General features: G+C 44.8%; 16 protein-coding genes. 10 read left to right on the top strand and 6 right to left on the bottom strand.

The genetic code is table 11. The annotated features are described in order from the left end of the window. Positions 1–3 precede the first annotated feature (3 nt). Positions 4–1,656: an FAD-binding protein gene (locus F3741_09450; GenBank protein ID MZG31009.1), complete on the bottom strand. Its 1,653-nt coding sequence runs from the start codon at positions 1,654–1,656 to the stop codon at positions 4–6. Next, positions 1,656–2,312 (bottom strand): 4Fe-4S dicluster domain-containing protein, encoded by a 657-nt coding sequence (locus tag F3741_09445; GenBank protein MZG31008.1) that lies wholly within the window; start codon positions 2,310–2,312, stop codon positions 1,656–1,658. The genes F3741_09450 and F3741_09445 overlap by 1 nt, the downstream gene beginning before the upstream one ends. Before the next feature lie 83 nt (positions 2,313–2,395). Between F3741_09445 and F3741_09440 the strand changes: the two genes are divergently transcribed. The 4 genes from F3741_09440 to ruvB all read left to right on the top strand — a co-directional run bounded on the left by F3741_09440 (position 2,396) and on the right by ruvB (position 5,368). After that, positions 2,396–3,151, top strand: coding sequence for a YebC/PmpR family DNA-binding transcriptional regulator (locus F3741_09440; GenBank protein ID MZG31007.1), 756 nt, complete (start codon positions 2,396–2,398; stop codon positions 3,149–3,151). 86 nt (positions 3,152–3,237) lie between these two features. Further along, positions 3,238–3,729 (top strand): crossover junction endodeoxyribonuclease RuvC, encoded by a 492-nt coding sequence (gene ruvC / locus F3741_09435; protein MZG31006.1) that lies wholly within the window; start codon positions 3,238–3,240, stop codon positions 3,727–3,729. A 7-nt stretch (positions 3,730–3,736) separates the two neighbouring features. Beyond that, positions 3,737–4,330 (top strand): Holliday junction branch migration protein RuvA, encoded by a 594-nt coding sequence (gene ruvA / locus F3741_09430; GenBank protein ID MZG31005.1) that lies wholly within the window; start codon positions 3,737–3,739, stop codon positions 4,328–4,330. A gap of 30 nt (positions 4,331–4,360) precedes the next feature. Then, a complete protein-coding gene (ruvB, locus tag F3741_09425) occupies positions 4,361–5,368 on the top strand; it encodes a Holliday junction branch migration DNA helicase RuvB (protein MZG31004.1) in 1,008 nt (335 codons plus the stop codon). Positions 5,369–5,663: 295 nt separating this feature from the next. On the opposite strand, the gene F3741_09420 is transcribed toward ruvB, so the two are convergent. Both F3741_09420 and F3741_09415 read right to left on the bottom strand, forming a co-directional pair. Then, positions 5,664–6,326 carry a fumarylacetoacetate hydrolase family protein gene (locus F3741_09420; protein MZG31003.1) on the bottom strand — a complete coding sequence of 221 codons (663 nt, stop codon included), beginning with the start codon at positions 6,324–6,326 and terminating at the stop codon, positions 5,664–5,666. Continuing rightward, complete coding sequence (locus F3741_09415) at positions 6,323–7,114, bottom strand: dienelactone hydrolase family protein (protein ID MZG31002.1); 792 nt, start codon at positions 7,112–7,114, stop codon at positions 6,323–6,325. Before F3741_09415 ends, F3741_09420 begins: the two co-directional genes overlap by 4 nt. Positions 7,115–7,346: 232 nt before the next feature. Here F3741_09415 and F3741_09410 point away from each other — a divergent pair, with 232 nt between their 5' ends. The 4 genes from F3741_09410 (at position 7,347) to F3741_09395 (ending at position 11,227) form a co-directional block, all read left to right on the top strand. Further along, the gene (locus tag F3741_09410) at positions 7,347–8,558 is read left to right on the top strand and encodes a sulfite oxidase (GenBank protein ID MZG31001.1); all 1,212 of its coding nucleotides are present in this window, start codon (positions 7,347–7,349) and stop codon (positions 8,556–8,558) included. 12 nt (positions 8,559–8,570) lie between these two features. Then, the gene (locus F3741_09405) at positions 8,571–8,966 is read left to right on the top strand and encodes a hypothetical protein (protein MZG31000.1); all 396 of its coding nucleotides are present in this window, start codon (positions 8,571–8,573) and stop codon (positions 8,964–8,966) included. A 298-nt stretch (positions 8,967–9,264) separates the two neighbouring features. Next, positions 9,265–9,507 (top strand): sigma-70 family RNA polymerase sigma factor, encoded by a 243-nt coding sequence (locus F3741_09400; GenBank protein MZG30999.1) that lies wholly within the window; start codon positions 9,265–9,267, stop codon positions 9,505–9,507. A gap of 307 nt (positions 9,508–9,814) precedes the next feature. After that, positions 9,815–11,227 (top strand): MBL fold metallo-hydrolase, encoded by a 1,413-nt coding sequence (locus F3741_09395; GenBank protein ID MZG30998.1) that lies wholly within the window; start codon positions 9,815–9,817, stop codon positions 11,225–11,227. 41 nt (positions 11,228–11,268) lie between these two features. Here the strand turns inward: F3741_09395 and F3741_09390 are convergent, their stop codons facing one another. Then, a complete protein-coding gene (locus tag F3741_09390) occupies positions 11,269–13,275 on the bottom strand; it encodes a hypothetical protein (GenBank protein ID MZG30997.1) in 2,007 nt (668 codons plus the stop codon). Between the two features lie 273 nt (positions 13,276–13,548). Here F3741_09390 and F3741_09385 point away from each other — a divergent pair, with 273 nt between their 5' ends. Further along, positions 13,549–14,136: a DUF3365 domain-containing protein gene (locus F3741_09385; protein MZG30996.1), complete on the top strand. Its 588-nt coding sequence runs from the start codon at positions 13,549–13,551 to the stop codon at positions 14,134–14,136. Next, positions 14,130–14,609 (top strand): DUF3365 domain-containing protein, encoded by a 480-nt coding sequence (locus tag F3741_09380; protein MZG30995.1) that lies wholly within the window; start codon positions 14,130–14,132, stop codon positions 14,607–14,609. The genes F3741_09385 and F3741_09380 overlap by 7 nt, the downstream gene beginning before the upstream one ends. A 7-nt stretch (positions 14,610–14,616) precedes the next feature. On the opposite strand, the gene F3741_09375 is transcribed toward F3741_09380, so the two are convergent. Then, on the bottom strand, positions 14,617–15,495 hold the full coding sequence (locus F3741_09375) for a PHP domain-containing protein (GenBank protein ID MZG30994.1): 879 nt from the start codon (positions 15,493–15,495) through the stop codon (positions 14,617–14,619). Positions 15,496–15,650 lie beyond the last annotated feature (155 nt).

The raw sequence follows: 15,650 nt of genomic DNA, 5'->3' as shown, positions 1-15,650 counted from the left end.
TAATTAAAAGTTAAAAGGGTTACGAGGTTCAAAACCAGCAGATTTAGTATCTGATTTTGCGTTCTCTTCTGATTTCTTCACTTCCAGTTTCATCCCTGAGGCGTCTGGAAAAAACTTTGGAGATACCGTTTCGCTTCCTGTCTTTTCCTGTTCCGCACGAAACTTTTTCAGGTTAGTGAGAGTCACTGTCCCTCGTTCAGGAAGATTATCGATTACTGATAGGGCGGCTCTCCTGCCAAAAACGGTAATATCCAGCAGCGAGTTTCCCATAAGACGGTTTTTGCCATGCAAGCCTCCTGTTACTTCTCCACTGGCCCATAGTCCGTCAACATCGGTTCTACATTCCGTATCCACACGAATGCCACCATTCTGGTAATGCAATGTGGGATAAATTAGAATTGGCTGCTTTGCCGGATCAATGCCGTACCGCTCAAATCGGTGGATCAGCCCGGGAAATTGACGGGCTAAAGCCCCCTCACCATTTTTCAAGTCAATCATCGGAGTATCAAGCCAGATGCCTTCCTTACCATGTGGAGTTTTTATCCCTCTTCCATCTGCAATTTCCCTGATGATTGCCCCCGCCAACACATCACGATAAGCCATCTCGTTAATGAAATGCACCCCTTCAGAATTGACCACCTGGGCACCTATTGACCGAATCGCTTCTGTCACCAATTGTCCAGCCAGAGCTTCTGGATAACAGGCTCCTGAAGGATGATACTGATAACTATCCAGGTTAATCAGTCGACATCCCTGCCTGTATGCGAGCACAAGACCATCACCGGTAGCCCCTATATGGTTACTGGTGGGAAACCCCTGCAATCGGATCTGCCCGCTTCCCCCGGTAGCCAGAATCACCGCACGCGCCGAAACACAAATCTTTTTACCAGCATTCCTGTCAAATAAAATGGCACCTGTCACCCGGCTGTTTCCATCATCGACCAACTCCATGGCCACATGTTCTTCCAGCAATTGAGTGTCGGTCAAACGCACAGCATCTTTCAGCACTCGCATGATTTCCAGACCCGTGTAATCCCTGCAAGCCAATACACGCGGCACAGAAGTCCCGCCACCGCCTCGCAATCTAAAACTTCCATCTTCATTTTGATCAAACAGACAACCGAGCTGACTGAGCCAGCGAATGCTCTCCGGTCCCTGTTCACAGAGAATCCTCAACAGGTTCGGGTCATTATCTCCATGCCCCCCTACCAGCGCATCGGCAAAATGCCTCCTTGGCGAGTCGTCAGGGCCTATCGCAGACTGGATTCCGCCTTCCGCCATCACCGTATTGGAGTCACCCAACCTGAGTTTTGTTGCCAAATGAACAGATAACCCTTTTCCATGCAAGGTGAGAGCCGCTGCCGCTCCGGCCCCTCCCCCACCTATTATCAAAACATCCGTTTCAATTTCGGGGATGGGATTATAGTCTTTTTCTATAGGGCTATTGCCCTCCAACAATTGCGCAAGCTCTAAAGGAAATTTCTGGTCTCCTGCATTGGGGCCAACATTAACCTGCCTTATATGCCCCAGGTAGTCGGGGTGATATTTCCTGAGAATTGCATCCGCCTCTTCCGAGTCTGGTAAATGCGCCGATTGATTCAGTCTGGTTAGACGTGAGCTTTCAAGCTTATCCAGAGACTCTTTTGCCCATTGCATCACGGTTCGACCCTCCCGGATTGTCGAAACTTTATTGCCCTTTCAAGCCTCTCTTCGCGATCTTCATTGAGCAGGTGTTCCCATTCCTGCTCTGCAGTATCCTCAGATTCTTTGATAGCTGCATCCCGGCTCATACCCAGCGATCGACGAATCCAAAGTCCCATATTATGCGGCTTGACTTTATCCTCACATACATAACGGCATAGTCCGCAATGGATACAGGTGGTGAAGTCTTCCGCTACAGCTTGAAATTCACCCTTCTGCATTCGCAACACTGAATCCATCACCGGAATTGACATGGGGCAGGCAGTGGTGCAGCTACCACATTTGGTACAACGGCTAAGAGCAGGAAACACCGACTGCAAATGAGCAAGCTCTGGCTGGACCACCGGTTCGGCCGGATTATCTGCGCTAACAGGACAGGGGAAAACCTCCATTCCATCTTCCACCGGTTTCATACAAGCCAGTTCAGTTCCCCCCTGCCTTCCATCCGGATAGCGCAAAGTAACCGTGCAGGCACCACAAACCCCTCCCGCACACCCCACCTTCACGCTTTCTGCCATTCCCGCCGCCCAAAGGGCATGCACCAGGGTTTCTCCAGCTTTGGCTTGAATGGTTTTGCCTGAAATTTTTATTTCCACTGTTTTCTCAGTCATAAGGCCATACGAAGTTGAGAGAAGATCATAGATTATGTTAAATTACACACAGTTTAATATTTTTTGAAATTTGAGGAACAAATATGTCCGGTCATTCCAAGTGGGCTAGTATAAAACATAAAAAGGGCGCCGCCGACGCCAAACGTGGAAAAATTTTCACAAAACTGATTAAGGAAATCACCGTTGCCGCACGTATTGGTGGTGGAGACCCAGATGGAAACCCAAGACTCCGGACTGCTATCTTGATCGCCAAAAGCAAAAATATGCCTGTCGATAATATCACCCGCGCCATAAAAAAAGGCACCGGCGAGTTGGAAGGCACACATTACGAAGAACATACTTATGAGGGTTATGGCCCTGGTGGAGCAGCCATCTTTCTGGAAGCCATGACCGATAACAAAAATCGTACTGTCAGTGAAATTCGCGCCGCTCTCAGCAAAGCAGGTGGGAACCTGGGAGAAAACGGATGTGTCGGATGGATGTTTGAACAAAAGGGACTCATCACCGTCAAAACCGAGGCTAAAACTGAAGATGAGCTGATGGAACTCGCTATTGATGCCGGTGCCGATGACCTGAAGACGGTTGACGACCAATACGAGATCACAACTGCTGTTGAGAGTTTTGAAGAAGTGCGTAAAGCCCTGGAAGATGCGGGCGTGCCCATGGAAACGGCAGAAATCACCCGCATCCCGCAAAACACGGTTTCCATTGATGAAAAAAAAGGCAAAGCCCTTCTTAAACTTATGGATATTCTGGAAGACCACGACGACATCCAAAAAGCCTATTCAAATTTCGACATCTCGGATGATGTCATGGCCGCAATTTTAGAAAACAGTTAAGGCCTCAATTCAAAGACCCGGCATAAAATTACACGGGTAGCCCATCCAAATATTCAACCCTTCAACAAGGCTGAACAATGCGCGTCATGGGAATTGATCCAGGTAGCAACTGCACTGGATTCGGTATCATAGAAGAGATAAAAAACAACCTGCAACCTGTATACTGGAGCAGTGTGCGCACTTCATCCAAGCATTCGTTCCCCCAACGACTCAAACTCATTTATGACGAACTTGTTTTAACAATGGAAAAGTTCCAGCCAGATGTGGTTGCGGTGGAAGACCTGTTCTATGCAACAAATGTAAAAACCGTAATAAAACTCGGACAAACAAGAGGTATCACCCTGCTCGCAGCTGTCAACTGCGGGATTGAACTGGCTGAATACAGCCCGCTGGAAATCAAACAGTCCGTGGTCGGTTATGGGCGCGCGGACAAAAACCAGGTGTGCGATATGGTCTCAACCCTTCTACGTCTAAAAGAAAAGCCTGAACCTTTTGACGCATCCGATGCCCTTGCTGTAGCCATCTGCCATATACATCATGCCGGACTTCAACAAAAAATTAAAAAAGCCCAGAGATAAATAAAACATGATTGCCCACCTAAAAGGACAACTAACTTACAAATCTCCCGAATACGCCATTGTCGATGTAAATGGAGTTGGTTACCAGGTGTTCACACCCCTATCAACCTATTACGCCTTGCCCGGCACGGGACAAACAGTATCCCTTAAAATCCATACCCGGGTTCGGGAAGACGAGCTCAAACTCTTCGGCTTCCTGACAGAAGAGGAACAAACAATTTTCCAGAAGCTCATCACCATCAACAAGGTTGGTCCACGGCTGGCACTGGGCATCTTGTCCGGCATGTCTCCTGAAGATTTATTGTCCGCCGTGATGAATAACGATTCCGCAAGGCTGAGCACTATCCCCGGTGTTGGCAAAAAAACCGCGGAACGGCTAACTCTGGAAATGAAGGATAAACTTGCAGATCTTGCACTTGAAATGGAACATACAGCCGACTCCAGTCCTAAAGAAGGTTTTTATGACGATGCCCTGTCGGCACTTTTAAATCTAGGTTATAAGAAACCGGAAGCAGAAAAAGCCCTGAAAGCGATCTATAACCAAAATGGACAGGATGCCAGCCTTGAAGAGCTCATTAAAGAAAGTTTAAATATTTTATAGCAGGGAAAAATAATGGAAGAAGACAGACTCATGAGTTCCGGGCAGGATAATGAAGAGGTTCAATTTGATAACAGCCTCAGGCCTGGCAAGCTGGAAGAATATGTCGGTCAGGCAAAGATCAAAGAAAACCTCGATATATTTATCTCCGCCGCAAAAATGAGAGATGAATCACTCGACCATGTCCTTTTTTACGGACCACCCGGGCTGGGTAAAACCACACTGGCTAACATCATCGCCTCTGAAATGGACACGAATATCAAAAGCACTTCGGGTCCAGTCATCGAAAAGTCGGGCGATCTCGCGGCACTTCTGACTAACTTGAAAAAAGGGGATGTTCTGTTTATTGATGAGATACACAGATTGTCCAATGTCATCGAAGAAATTCTCTATTCCGCGATGGAAGATTACAAGCTCGATATCATGATTGGCCAGGGACCAAGCGCCCGGTCCATAAAACTTGAATTGCCACCTTTCACCCTGGTGGGAGCCACAACAAGAGCAGGACTTCTCACTTCTCCATTGCGCGACCGTTTTGGAGTGGTTCATCGACTCGACTACTACAATGAAAAAGAACTGGAAACTATTCTTACCCGTTCAGCCGGCATTCTTGAAATCGCGATAGTCCCTGAAGGTGCGAATGAAATCGCACGCCGGTCACGCGGAACACCAAGAATCGCCAACCGCCTCTTAAGACGTGTAAGAGATTACGCCCAGGTGAAAGCCGATGGGATCATCACCCGTGAGGTAGCTGCTGGTGCCCTTGAGATGATGGAGGTTGATGGAAAAGGACTCGATAAAATGGACCACAAACTTCTGCTGGCTATGATTGAAAAATATTCTGGAGGTCCTGTAGGAATAGAAAGTCTTGCCGCATCAATAAGTGAAGAGAAAGATACCATCGAAGATGTGCTGGAACCTTACCTCATCCAGACGGGATTCATCCAGCGAACACCCCGTGGCCGGGTTGCCACCCCCATGGCCTACAAACATTTTAATAAACTTGCCCCCAGTCAGGGCAGCCAGGAAAATCTTTTCTAACCATATAGCGAGAAAGGCAAAGAGAAGTATCTTGCAGCTTTAGAAAGATGACGAGGTAATGCAAAGACCTCAGTGAGGGAAAGAAAACTTTAAACCATTACTCTTTTATAAGCTTGCAAGTTTCTTGAATAGTGTTCCCAGGAAGCGTGTCATAACGAGGAAGACAAAATAGCGAATAATTTGACGAAATTTAAACTCTGAAATCTTTGAACGATTTGAACAACGACTTCTTACTGCCAAAACACAAACTGAGCATGCTTTCTAACCATCTGCTCTAGTCATGACTCAAACTTTATTACCCGCCAAAGACCCATGAGAAAGAACCCGTAGTCGGACTTTCAATAACCACCTTGTCTTTAGCCTTTATCGGACCAACGCCCTCAGGGGTTCCGGTAAAAACAATATCACCCGGTTTTAATTTCCACCATCCGCTTAAGACATGAATCAATTGGCTGACAGGAAAAAGCATTTCACGAGTATTGCCTTGCTGACGAAGTTCCCCGTTAACCGAGCAGCTGAAGGTTAAGTCTTTCAGGTCAATGCTATCTGAATTGTAAGCCTTGAAATGACCTAAAGGAGCACTCTGTTCAAAAGCTTTGGAAAGTTCCCAGGGCAATCCTGATTTTTTCAATCTCCCCTGAACATCACGCAGGGTTAAATCCAGACCCAGAGTAACCCCTGCAATATAAGAAGTCGCATCGGCCTCAGGGATATTTTGCCCCTCCTTACCTATTAAAAGCACCGCTTCCACTTCATGATGCAAAAGGCTGCCATGTTGTGGCAAAAACAGGGTTTCTCCCGGTGACACAATACTCCATACCGGTTTCATAAAAACCACCGGCTCGTCTGGAACTTGCCCTCCAAGCTCCTTCACATGCTTGTCATAGTTTTTCCCAATGCAAAAAATCCTATGAGGCGTGAACGACTGGCCTTCAATATTTATCCGCAATTCACTCATTGACCAAATACACGTCGGAAAAATTTCTGCATTGCTGACCAGGCCCTTTCGTCTGCTTGCCTGTTGTATTCCAGCGCTTGGATATTAAATTTTTTCCTGAATTCATCAGCCTGCTTGTTGGTATAGCTGTGTTTAACGCCAGCCAGGCTCATATAGGTAAAGTCAGCATTGCCCGCCATCATCTGGCTGGTAAATGAACCTAAAGTTTCAGGTTTCAGGAAGGCATCCTGAGAACCATTAATGACCAGAATAGAAGTTTTCATATTTTTGATCGCAGGTTGCAAAGGCAATGCGCTGTGAAAGGCAACGACTCCATCCAGGTCAGCACCGCCTCTAGCCATGCGAATAGAAACCGCGCCTCCAAAACAAAATCCGATTGCCCCAATACGATCCGCATCCACTGTTTCATGAGATTGCAAAATTTCTTTGGCCTTGTTAAATCTTGCTTTTGAAGTATTCCAGTCATTGAAAGCCGCGCTCATGAATTCCCCGGCCTTTTTGGGATGATCCGCTAACTTTCCATCGCCATACATATCGACAGCCAATGCTGTATAACCAATTTTAGCAAGCATACGAGCACGTTCCCGGGCATGGTCATTATGTCCCCACCATTCGTGAACCACTAAAACTCCGGGACGCTTTCCTTTAATAGAAGAGTCATAAGCGAAATAGCCTTTTAATGGTGTACCCTTATAACTGTAATCGATCTCTTGAGATTTAACCTCAGCGTGAGCTATCGTTGCCAGACTTAAAACTGTATAAAAAACCAATTGAAAAAAATATTTCATAGAGACTACACTCCCATGGTTTAAAACCTGGTTTATAGAATTAAGGAATTCTACCGGGCTTTAGGGCGCAGTGAAAGAAAAAATCGAAACTCTCTACGCCATTTGAAACAATATAAAGTGATTTATTAATAAGATCATTTCCCAAAACCGGGTTTATTTTGCCAATATATGAATTGTTGGTAAAATTAAAAGACAGCTCTATTAATTCTCTTATGAGGTTCAATCTCAGAATATGGGAAATCGTCAAACACCAAATTCTTCTCGCAGGGAGTTTTTAAAGTTAAGCGGGCTTTCGGCCCTGGCAGTTACAACGGATTTAACCTTGCCTTTTCTTCAATCCTCATTTGCTGACCCTCTTGATGACTTAACGATACCCGGAAAGAATGGATTGAGAGTTTTGAATAACAGACCTTTAAATGCTGAGACCCCTCCTCATTTATTGGATGATGTGATAACTCCCAACGACCGGCATTTCGTCAGGAACAACGGACTCGTACCCGAAATAGATAAAACCGGGTGGACCCTTACTGTGGATGGAGAAGTGCACAATCCTCTGGCCCTGACACTGGAACAATTAAAACGATTCAAACAATATACCTATGCCTTGCAAATTGAGTGCGGAGGTAACGGAAGAGCGGGCTACACTCCACCCGCAAAAGGCAATCAATGGACATACGGTGCCATAGGTTGCGCGACCTACACAGGAGTTAGAATGAAAGATGTGCTCCAATCCGCAGGACTGAAGAGTTCCGCTGTGTATACGGGGTATTATGGTGGCGACCCTCACTTAAGTGGTGACCCCAATAAAATACCCATATCCCGAGGTACTCCTATCAGTAAGGCCATGGATGAACACACACTGATCGTCTGGGAAATGAACGGTCAGCCTTTACCCGCATTGCACGGGTTTCCCCTGCGCGTGGTCACACCGGGCTGGCCCGGATCGACCTCCATAAAGTGGCTGAAACGAATATATGTCCGTGACAGGGAGCACGATGGTCCTAAAATGACGGGTTATGCATACCGTGTTCCCCGGTACCCGGTATCTCCCGGAACTCATGTTCCCAAGGAAGATATGAAAATCATTGAATCATTGCCTGTGAAATCTCTGATCACATTTCCAAAATCACGTCTGAACTGGAATTTAAAAAAATCTCTTCTGGTAAGGGGGCATGCCTGGGCGGGAGATCGCAGTGTAAAAGCTATGCATGTTTCTATAGATTTTGGAGCAAATTGGCTGGCAGTGTCTTTGGCCCCCCCCGTCAATCGTTTTGCCTGGCAAAATTGGAACACTGCGATTGATTTTCCCGGGAAAGGCTATTATGAAATCTGGGCAAGAGCAACCGACAGTGCTGGTGAAATGCAACCCATGGTGGTCCCGGGATGGAACCCTAAGGGATATCTGAACAATGCCATGCACCGTATCGCCGTAAACGTAACTTAACTGAAAATAAAAATGTTTTTAGTTCCACGAACCATTCACAACTTGAACAGGTTCTTTACCGATAAACTTGGATTGACTCTCTTTCTTCTTTGCATCCCCCTCCTTCCTGTTGTCGCGAATGGTGAAGATTCCCAGGGCCTACCTCCCGGAAAAGGACGGGAACAGGTTATCGAGAATTGTACCGTCTGCCATTCTTCTGCCATCATCCTGCAAAACCATATGGCCCGCAAACAATGGGACGAAACTTTGACCTGGATGCAGGAAAAACAAGGCTTGTGGGATCTGGAGCCTGATCTAAGAAAAACAATTTTAGATTATCTGGCCACATACCAAGGAATAAAGAAAACGCCTTCCCAATCCAGTGACCCTATGGGGCACAAATACACCTACCGCCCTAACCCTTTATAACCAATAGGGTTCATACAACAGGAATTATTGAAAATCTTCGGACTTGGTCCGGCTTTGAGTTTTGGCATGCGTATTGCTTTATTAGCTGAAAAGAAGTCATTGCGTCAAAATTCAGACAAGGAGGAGTTATGAAAAACTTGACCATAGATGAGCTTTTAACCCGCATGTTTAGAGATACCGCTAATCGGGTTGGCTGGAATGTTTATAGCAAAGACAAACGTTTTGTCTCTGTAACAAAGCAAGTCAAACCTAGAGCAACAGCCAACATGAAAAAATTACACTAAAACGGGGTAACACAATGAATGAAACTGCAACGATGACCCAAGCTGAAGTTACAGATCTCACCGTCGAGGAACGGGAAGAGTGGAAAGCAGATATCGCCAAATCCATAGATATGCTCAATGAACAGGAACGACTGATAATAGCCCTGCATTATCATGAAGAATTGACACTTGCGGAAATCGCGCAAATTCTTGACATTCCCATATCAAAAGTAAAAAAAATCCGCGACAAAACCCTGCAAAAATTTCTCAGCCGCTAGCCAGCGTGACGCTGGACTAATCGAGTAATGAGTTTTGTTGTCAGCAATTGTTTTCTGTCCTGGTAAAATAAACCTTTGCATCTGTTGAGAACAACCACTCATACAGCGGCTTTCTTCCCTATCAAGCTGAACCCACGCATAAGGGAAAAAATAGTAATGCCCTTGAGTCAAGAGAGCGTTTGCCTGCCATACGAAGCTATTGCATTTGAGTACAGTGTCACGCTGGTGGCTCCACATCTAGTAGGGCTTGAAATACTGCTTCCATTCGGTTAATCTCAGTCCTTCAATAAAAACGGGACCGCTATATATGATCAAGACGACTCTGGTCGGGCATGCCTGCCTGTTCATACAATCGAAGGAAACGAATATACTGACCGACCCGGTCTGGTTCGATTATCTCTGGGAGGAAATCAACACACTTTGTCCCAGCATTGTCCTTGAAAAAGATAAAGTTCCACCGCTTGATGTCCTCAATATTTCTCACAGGCATCAGGATCATTTTGATGTGCGCACCCTGGCATATCTGGTTCAAAATGAACGGCTCCTCACACCGGACACCCTTGTCCTCGCACCGCAGGACAATCTTCTGCTCGATATTCTCCATGAACTGGAGTTTAAAAATATAAAAGTGGTTGCCGATTTTGAACCCATCCAGGTCAAGGATGTGACCCTGACCCCGACTCCTTCACGCAACCAGTTGAGCACCGCTGAAGACCCTTTTCCCGAACATGGTCTATTGGTGAATGATGGTGAGGTGACAATCTGGAACCAGGTGGATTCTCTCGTAAACCCGGACATCATCCAGCACATCACCGAGCTATACGGCCAGATAGATTTTTTTCACTCCCGGTTTGTTCCATTGATAGAAGGAAATTTTTCTTATAACAAACCGATCACTTTGCCTATTGATGAATACTGCACATTCCTGAATGTTGTGAAAGCACTTTCTCCCAGGTTTGTCGTACCGGGCTCTGCCGCATTCAGGTATCGAGATGAGTTGAATTTCCTAAACCAGTATTCTTTTCCTACAACCCAGGATCAATTCCTGAGTGACCTTGAAGCTTTCTGCCCGGAAGTTCCACGCGCTCCATTTTTTCCAGGAGATGTTGCGCACATATCAAAGGATGAAATTCACATAGAAGAGCAGTCTTCCGGTTTTGTTCGTGTTAAAGAAGACGACAGCCATCTTGTTATCTTCAAGCCAAACTCTGAAGTTCCTGCCATAAAAACTCTAACTACCGACCCTGAAGAATATAAAAGGGAAGTTGAGGTGGTGGATAATTTCATTGAAAACGGTTTTCTAGAACGGATTTTTAAAAGTGAGTTGCTGGGTGGCTGGCAACATTGGCAAATCGTTTATCAGCTTGAAATTTTTGGGCAAAATGGACCGCAAGCCTGGACCATTGATTTTGGCCAACCTGGAAAACCACAACTGCATAAGGGCGAGACAGGAAAAATCAACCTCTACGAAGGTATTTCCACATCGGATTTATGCGCCCTGATAGAAGGCAATACCGCCTGGGATTATGTGACGCTATGCGGTAATTACCGCACCTTCAACAATATTTATCGAATCACAGATGGTCGGTTCGAGCTCCCGCCTGAAGACAAATCGAACTATGCCCTGGAACCCCTCATGGATATCTTCCCCTGGGACAACGATATGGATAGGCAAAAGTTCATGCGTGATGTCAAACGCTGGAAAGGCAGGCCTGCGTAGTCATTCATTTCAAAAAATGAAATTGAAGAACTTCTGTATGGTTAAGGAGCGGCAGGCCCCACAACCTGGGCATTATTATCAAGGATTGATGTTGCCTGAGAGTCTGTCATATCTCCAATAAACTCCATAGCAAAACCAGCTGTATTGCTTTCCGTAACAACTGTTCCCCAAAAACTTAACATCGTTATATCTTGGTATGCATTATCCACAGTGTTTTCGGGATTGCTGGCTACAGGATTAATATGTAAGAATCCATGCTGAAAGGAAGAGTTACTTGTAATTAGTTTGGCATCTGGAATCAATGTGCTGTTAACTGAAGAATGTCCGGACCTAACAATAAATACTCTTTCCGTAGCATCTCTCTCAACAGTAAAGGACTGAGCAGAACCAAATAAAGCCCCATTATTTTTTATCGCCCGAACAACAACACCAATCTGAGATGCCATGCCTGAAAGTGATGTATGGGTAACAGCAATGAAAGTATAAGATTCAGAGTCCGATTGCCAATAAGGGGATACCACTCTCTGGGAATTTGGGAATTTAACGATAGTATCAAAAGCAGGAGTGGTTGAGCTGACAGACTGCCTGAAGTTAGCAACCGTGAATGCTGTATTTTGAAATGTCAGGCGATTATCTGCCGCAAGCGCATTCCCTTCCGGAACTCCTGTGACAGCACCTCCAAACAGCACGTTTGGGTTGGAAAAAAACTGAATTCGAGTATTAGCCCCTGTCCCCATTATGGTTTTAAAATTATTTGTGGTGTCAACATACCCATGGTTATAATCAAATGGCTGTCCATCAGTATTGTCGTTAGCACGATCATGACGTGCCGCCATATTGTGCCCTATCTCATGTCCAAAAGTGTAATTACCAGTAGCACAATTAGTTTGTGTAACCGAATATCCAAAAGCCTCAAAAGATGAAGAAACCGTGGTCATTAAATATGCCAAGCCACACAAGCTATTATCACCTTTTACGAGCACAGCAACCAGATCTGCTCCATTATCATCTCTTAAAGCATGAAGCCCTGAAATTGCTCCACTTTGTGCTGAGCTAAGAGTTCCACTAAAGCTAAAGTCATTTTCTGAAAAATCAATCTCTTTTTTGGCAACGACGCTGATTGTATGCTCCACACCACTGTTTGAATAAGCAGCATTGGTTTCAGATTCTGCTAAGTCTATTAAGCTCTCTATTGCGCTGACGCCTCCTTCAGCAATTCGTGCTTCTTCTGTATAAACGACTAAAACTTCGATAACGCTTCCATCGTCAGCCTGAGTTGCAGGGTCTGAAGAACTTAAACTATTTGATGGACTCAGAGAATCGGGCACCGTCAGCACGCCTGTTGATAGCATAGCATCACTGTTGGTCTCAATTTGTGAAAATGAATCCTGAGAGATAAAAGCATCACCACCTGCCAGATCGCTATATCCACCAGAGATATGTGGCTTCACATGAGCCTTCGAATTTCCGAGTGGCCTATTTAAGGGTATAGAATTTGATTTTATATCAGGAGTAATTGGTTCACTAGCGGGCGGAAACTTGGTGGGATCAATTTCGTAAACAGCATGCACTCCATCACTGATGTGACGTACCTGATAAGAAAAACCGGTTTTTGATATGTTTCCAAAAACCTTATTATCACTCACAACCAAAACCACTCGGCTCAAAGGATTGTCCTTTAACTCTCCGTACCATGAGTAGCTTCCAGACCGGTTTTTTTCTATTCTTTTAATTATGGCCGTAAACTCCAGGCCTTGGAAAGCATTAAGAATTAACTTAATTTCACCATCTGGTTCGGCCTCAAAGTCTTCCTCCGGATTTTTTATAAGCCCGAAGTCTATAGTCACTAGACGGGAACGAACTATAAAAGGACTTTTTCGAGGCTTAATATCCGGGGCATTCTCAACCGAGAGAAATATTTTATCAGGCAGTGGTACGGCAGTATCAACCTCAAGGGCATTGACATCATACGAGACCAAAACTATTGCGCATAATAAATACAAACAGACTTTGGGTAAGAAAAAGTTTAAACTTTTAAAAAACAACAACTTTATACCTCATCCAACAAATATTTTATCGTATTAAAAACCACCTGATGTAGTAGTGAAGCCGATTGTTCTTAAGGAAGTTTCAGTGCATTTTCTTTTTCGGCAAAAAAATAGTTTTCTTGAGTGTGTGAGTGATTAAATAAAGAAAAAAGTTCTATAAAAACATACAGATTCCATATTCTTCGACTACCCCAATTTGCTCTAAACCAACATTGAGAATTAGTTTTTTGGGGCCTATATTAACCGCAATGCAACTTTTCGGGAGGTAGGCCCATGAAATCTTTCGCGTTCTATGTTGCCCTGATCTTTCTATTTATCCCCTATTCAGCCCAAAGTCTTGAAAAAGGAATCCCTGCCGGATTAGCCGCAGACTTCATCCATGCAGTGGTCGAAGCCGGGAGAACCACTTATTCTGAAAAAGTGGTTGAACACCTGAAAAACTCAGTCGCCGCTTCTGAAAACTGGGAACAGCAGCACACCTTACCTCTACCTGCCCAATTCCTTTCGATGTCATCCAAAATTTCCAACTCACGAGGAATTGGAATAAAGTACAGGTTAATGAGCCTTTGGCCGCTCAATAAAAATAATTCACCCCGGTCACAAAACGAAAAACTGCGGCTTGAGGAAGTTTTGAAGAATACAGATAAACCCTTCACCTGGGTCGTACCACGTGAGGGTCGTTGGTATTTTGAAGCTATTTATCCTGATATCGCCGTATCGGAAACCTGTGTCACCTGCCATAATAATCACCCGAACAGTCCAAAAAATGATTTTAAAGTTGGTGATATCATGGGAGGGATTATCATTGATCTGCCTTTGGGAAGGCGGACAGAAAAAATGTTGATGAAAAATTCATGCTGACTCCGGAAGTGGTGGCGGACTATGTTCATTTAGTGCGGGAGTCGGACCGTACCGTTTATGCCCAGCATGTTGTAAATCGTTTGGAGGAACAGGGCGTTCTTCACTCCAAGGAAAAATGGGAAAATGAAACGGCCCTGATGCTTCCCGCGCAGTTTCTGTTAAACAGTGCGATCAAATCAAAACGATTAGGACTGAATTATCGTTTGATCAGTCTTTATCCTATTAATCCACAGAACAGACCTGCCAATGAGTTTGAACAAAACGGACTTGAAAGTGTTGAAGTACACCCGATTCGCCCGAATATAAAGCGATCCAAGGTGGGAAGGAAATCTTTTTTCAGAGCAATATATCCAGATATAGCCGTAACACGTGGATGCGTTGAATGCCACAATGGTCACCCAAAAAGTCCGAAAAAAGACTTTGTGCTTGATGATGTTATGGGTGGAATTCTTGTGAGTTTTCAGTTGCAGTAGGGAAGTTTCAAGATGCCCAAATTTCCTGGAATTGTTCGAAGAAAATGGGTTCCATTTTGGTGGTTCCGAAGATGTCGACATTCTGGTGCGAGTTAAATCCGTGAAAATCTCGGCTACCTGTAATGACTAAATTAAAACTATTTGCCAGGTCGATGAAATAATTCACCGTCCCCATTCTCTCATGATAGGGATAATGGCATTCAAGACCCAATAGACCCATACCTTTCAATTCCTCTAATAATACAGGTGCGTTTTCAGGTTGCCTTCCTTTTTCAGGGCAGATCAGAGAGTAGGAACGCTCGCCAGGATGAGCTAACACAGGAACTCCCTTGCTCTCCCGGACCAGAGTGATGGCGGCATGAGCATCCAGGTTTTCCCGTTCGACATTATATTTCACCAGGTATCTTTCAAATGCCTGACCCGTATTGGACACAATACCGAGTCGCACCATCTCACGCGCAAGATGCGGCCGTGCCAGGACACCTTCAGCAGCTCTTTTTACATTCTCAAATTCAATGGTCCCACGAAACTTAGCAGGAATGACTGCGTTCACATTCTCAATCAACTGTCGCATGCGTGTTTCCCTGGTTTCCGTCATTCTTTTTACACGGCCCCTGAGTTCAGGTTTTATGGATTCATAATCCTTGAAATAGGCAAGAAGATGTATATTAAAATCGTGGAATTTTACAGTGATTTCAATTCCGGGAAACGCCGTGATACCCGTAGAATCTGCAGATTGAATAAATTCTGGAATACCATCAAAAGTATCATGATCGGTGAGAGACAAGATCGATACATTATTTTTTTCAGCAATCTGTACCAAATCTGAAGGAGAAAACTCACCATCTGAAAAGATCGAGTGCATATGTATTTCAGATTTACGCAGTGGCATGGCTTTATCCTTGAAGTTTCCATTTATATTAACGGGTTTTCCAGTGATTTCATAACAAAATACGGTTTTCCTGAAAACCAAACGCTTTCTCCTTCCCCAGTTAGGGTGTTCTATCTTCTTATTCCGTGAGCATTGATTTGGTGATAGAT

It is taken from the genome of Nitrospinota bacterium (assembly GCA_009873635.1).
Classification (GTDB): Bacteria; Nitrospinota; Nitrospinia; order Nitrospinales; family VA-1; genus LS-NOB.
This window is presented reverse-complemented; position numbering and strand designations above follow the sequence as displayed.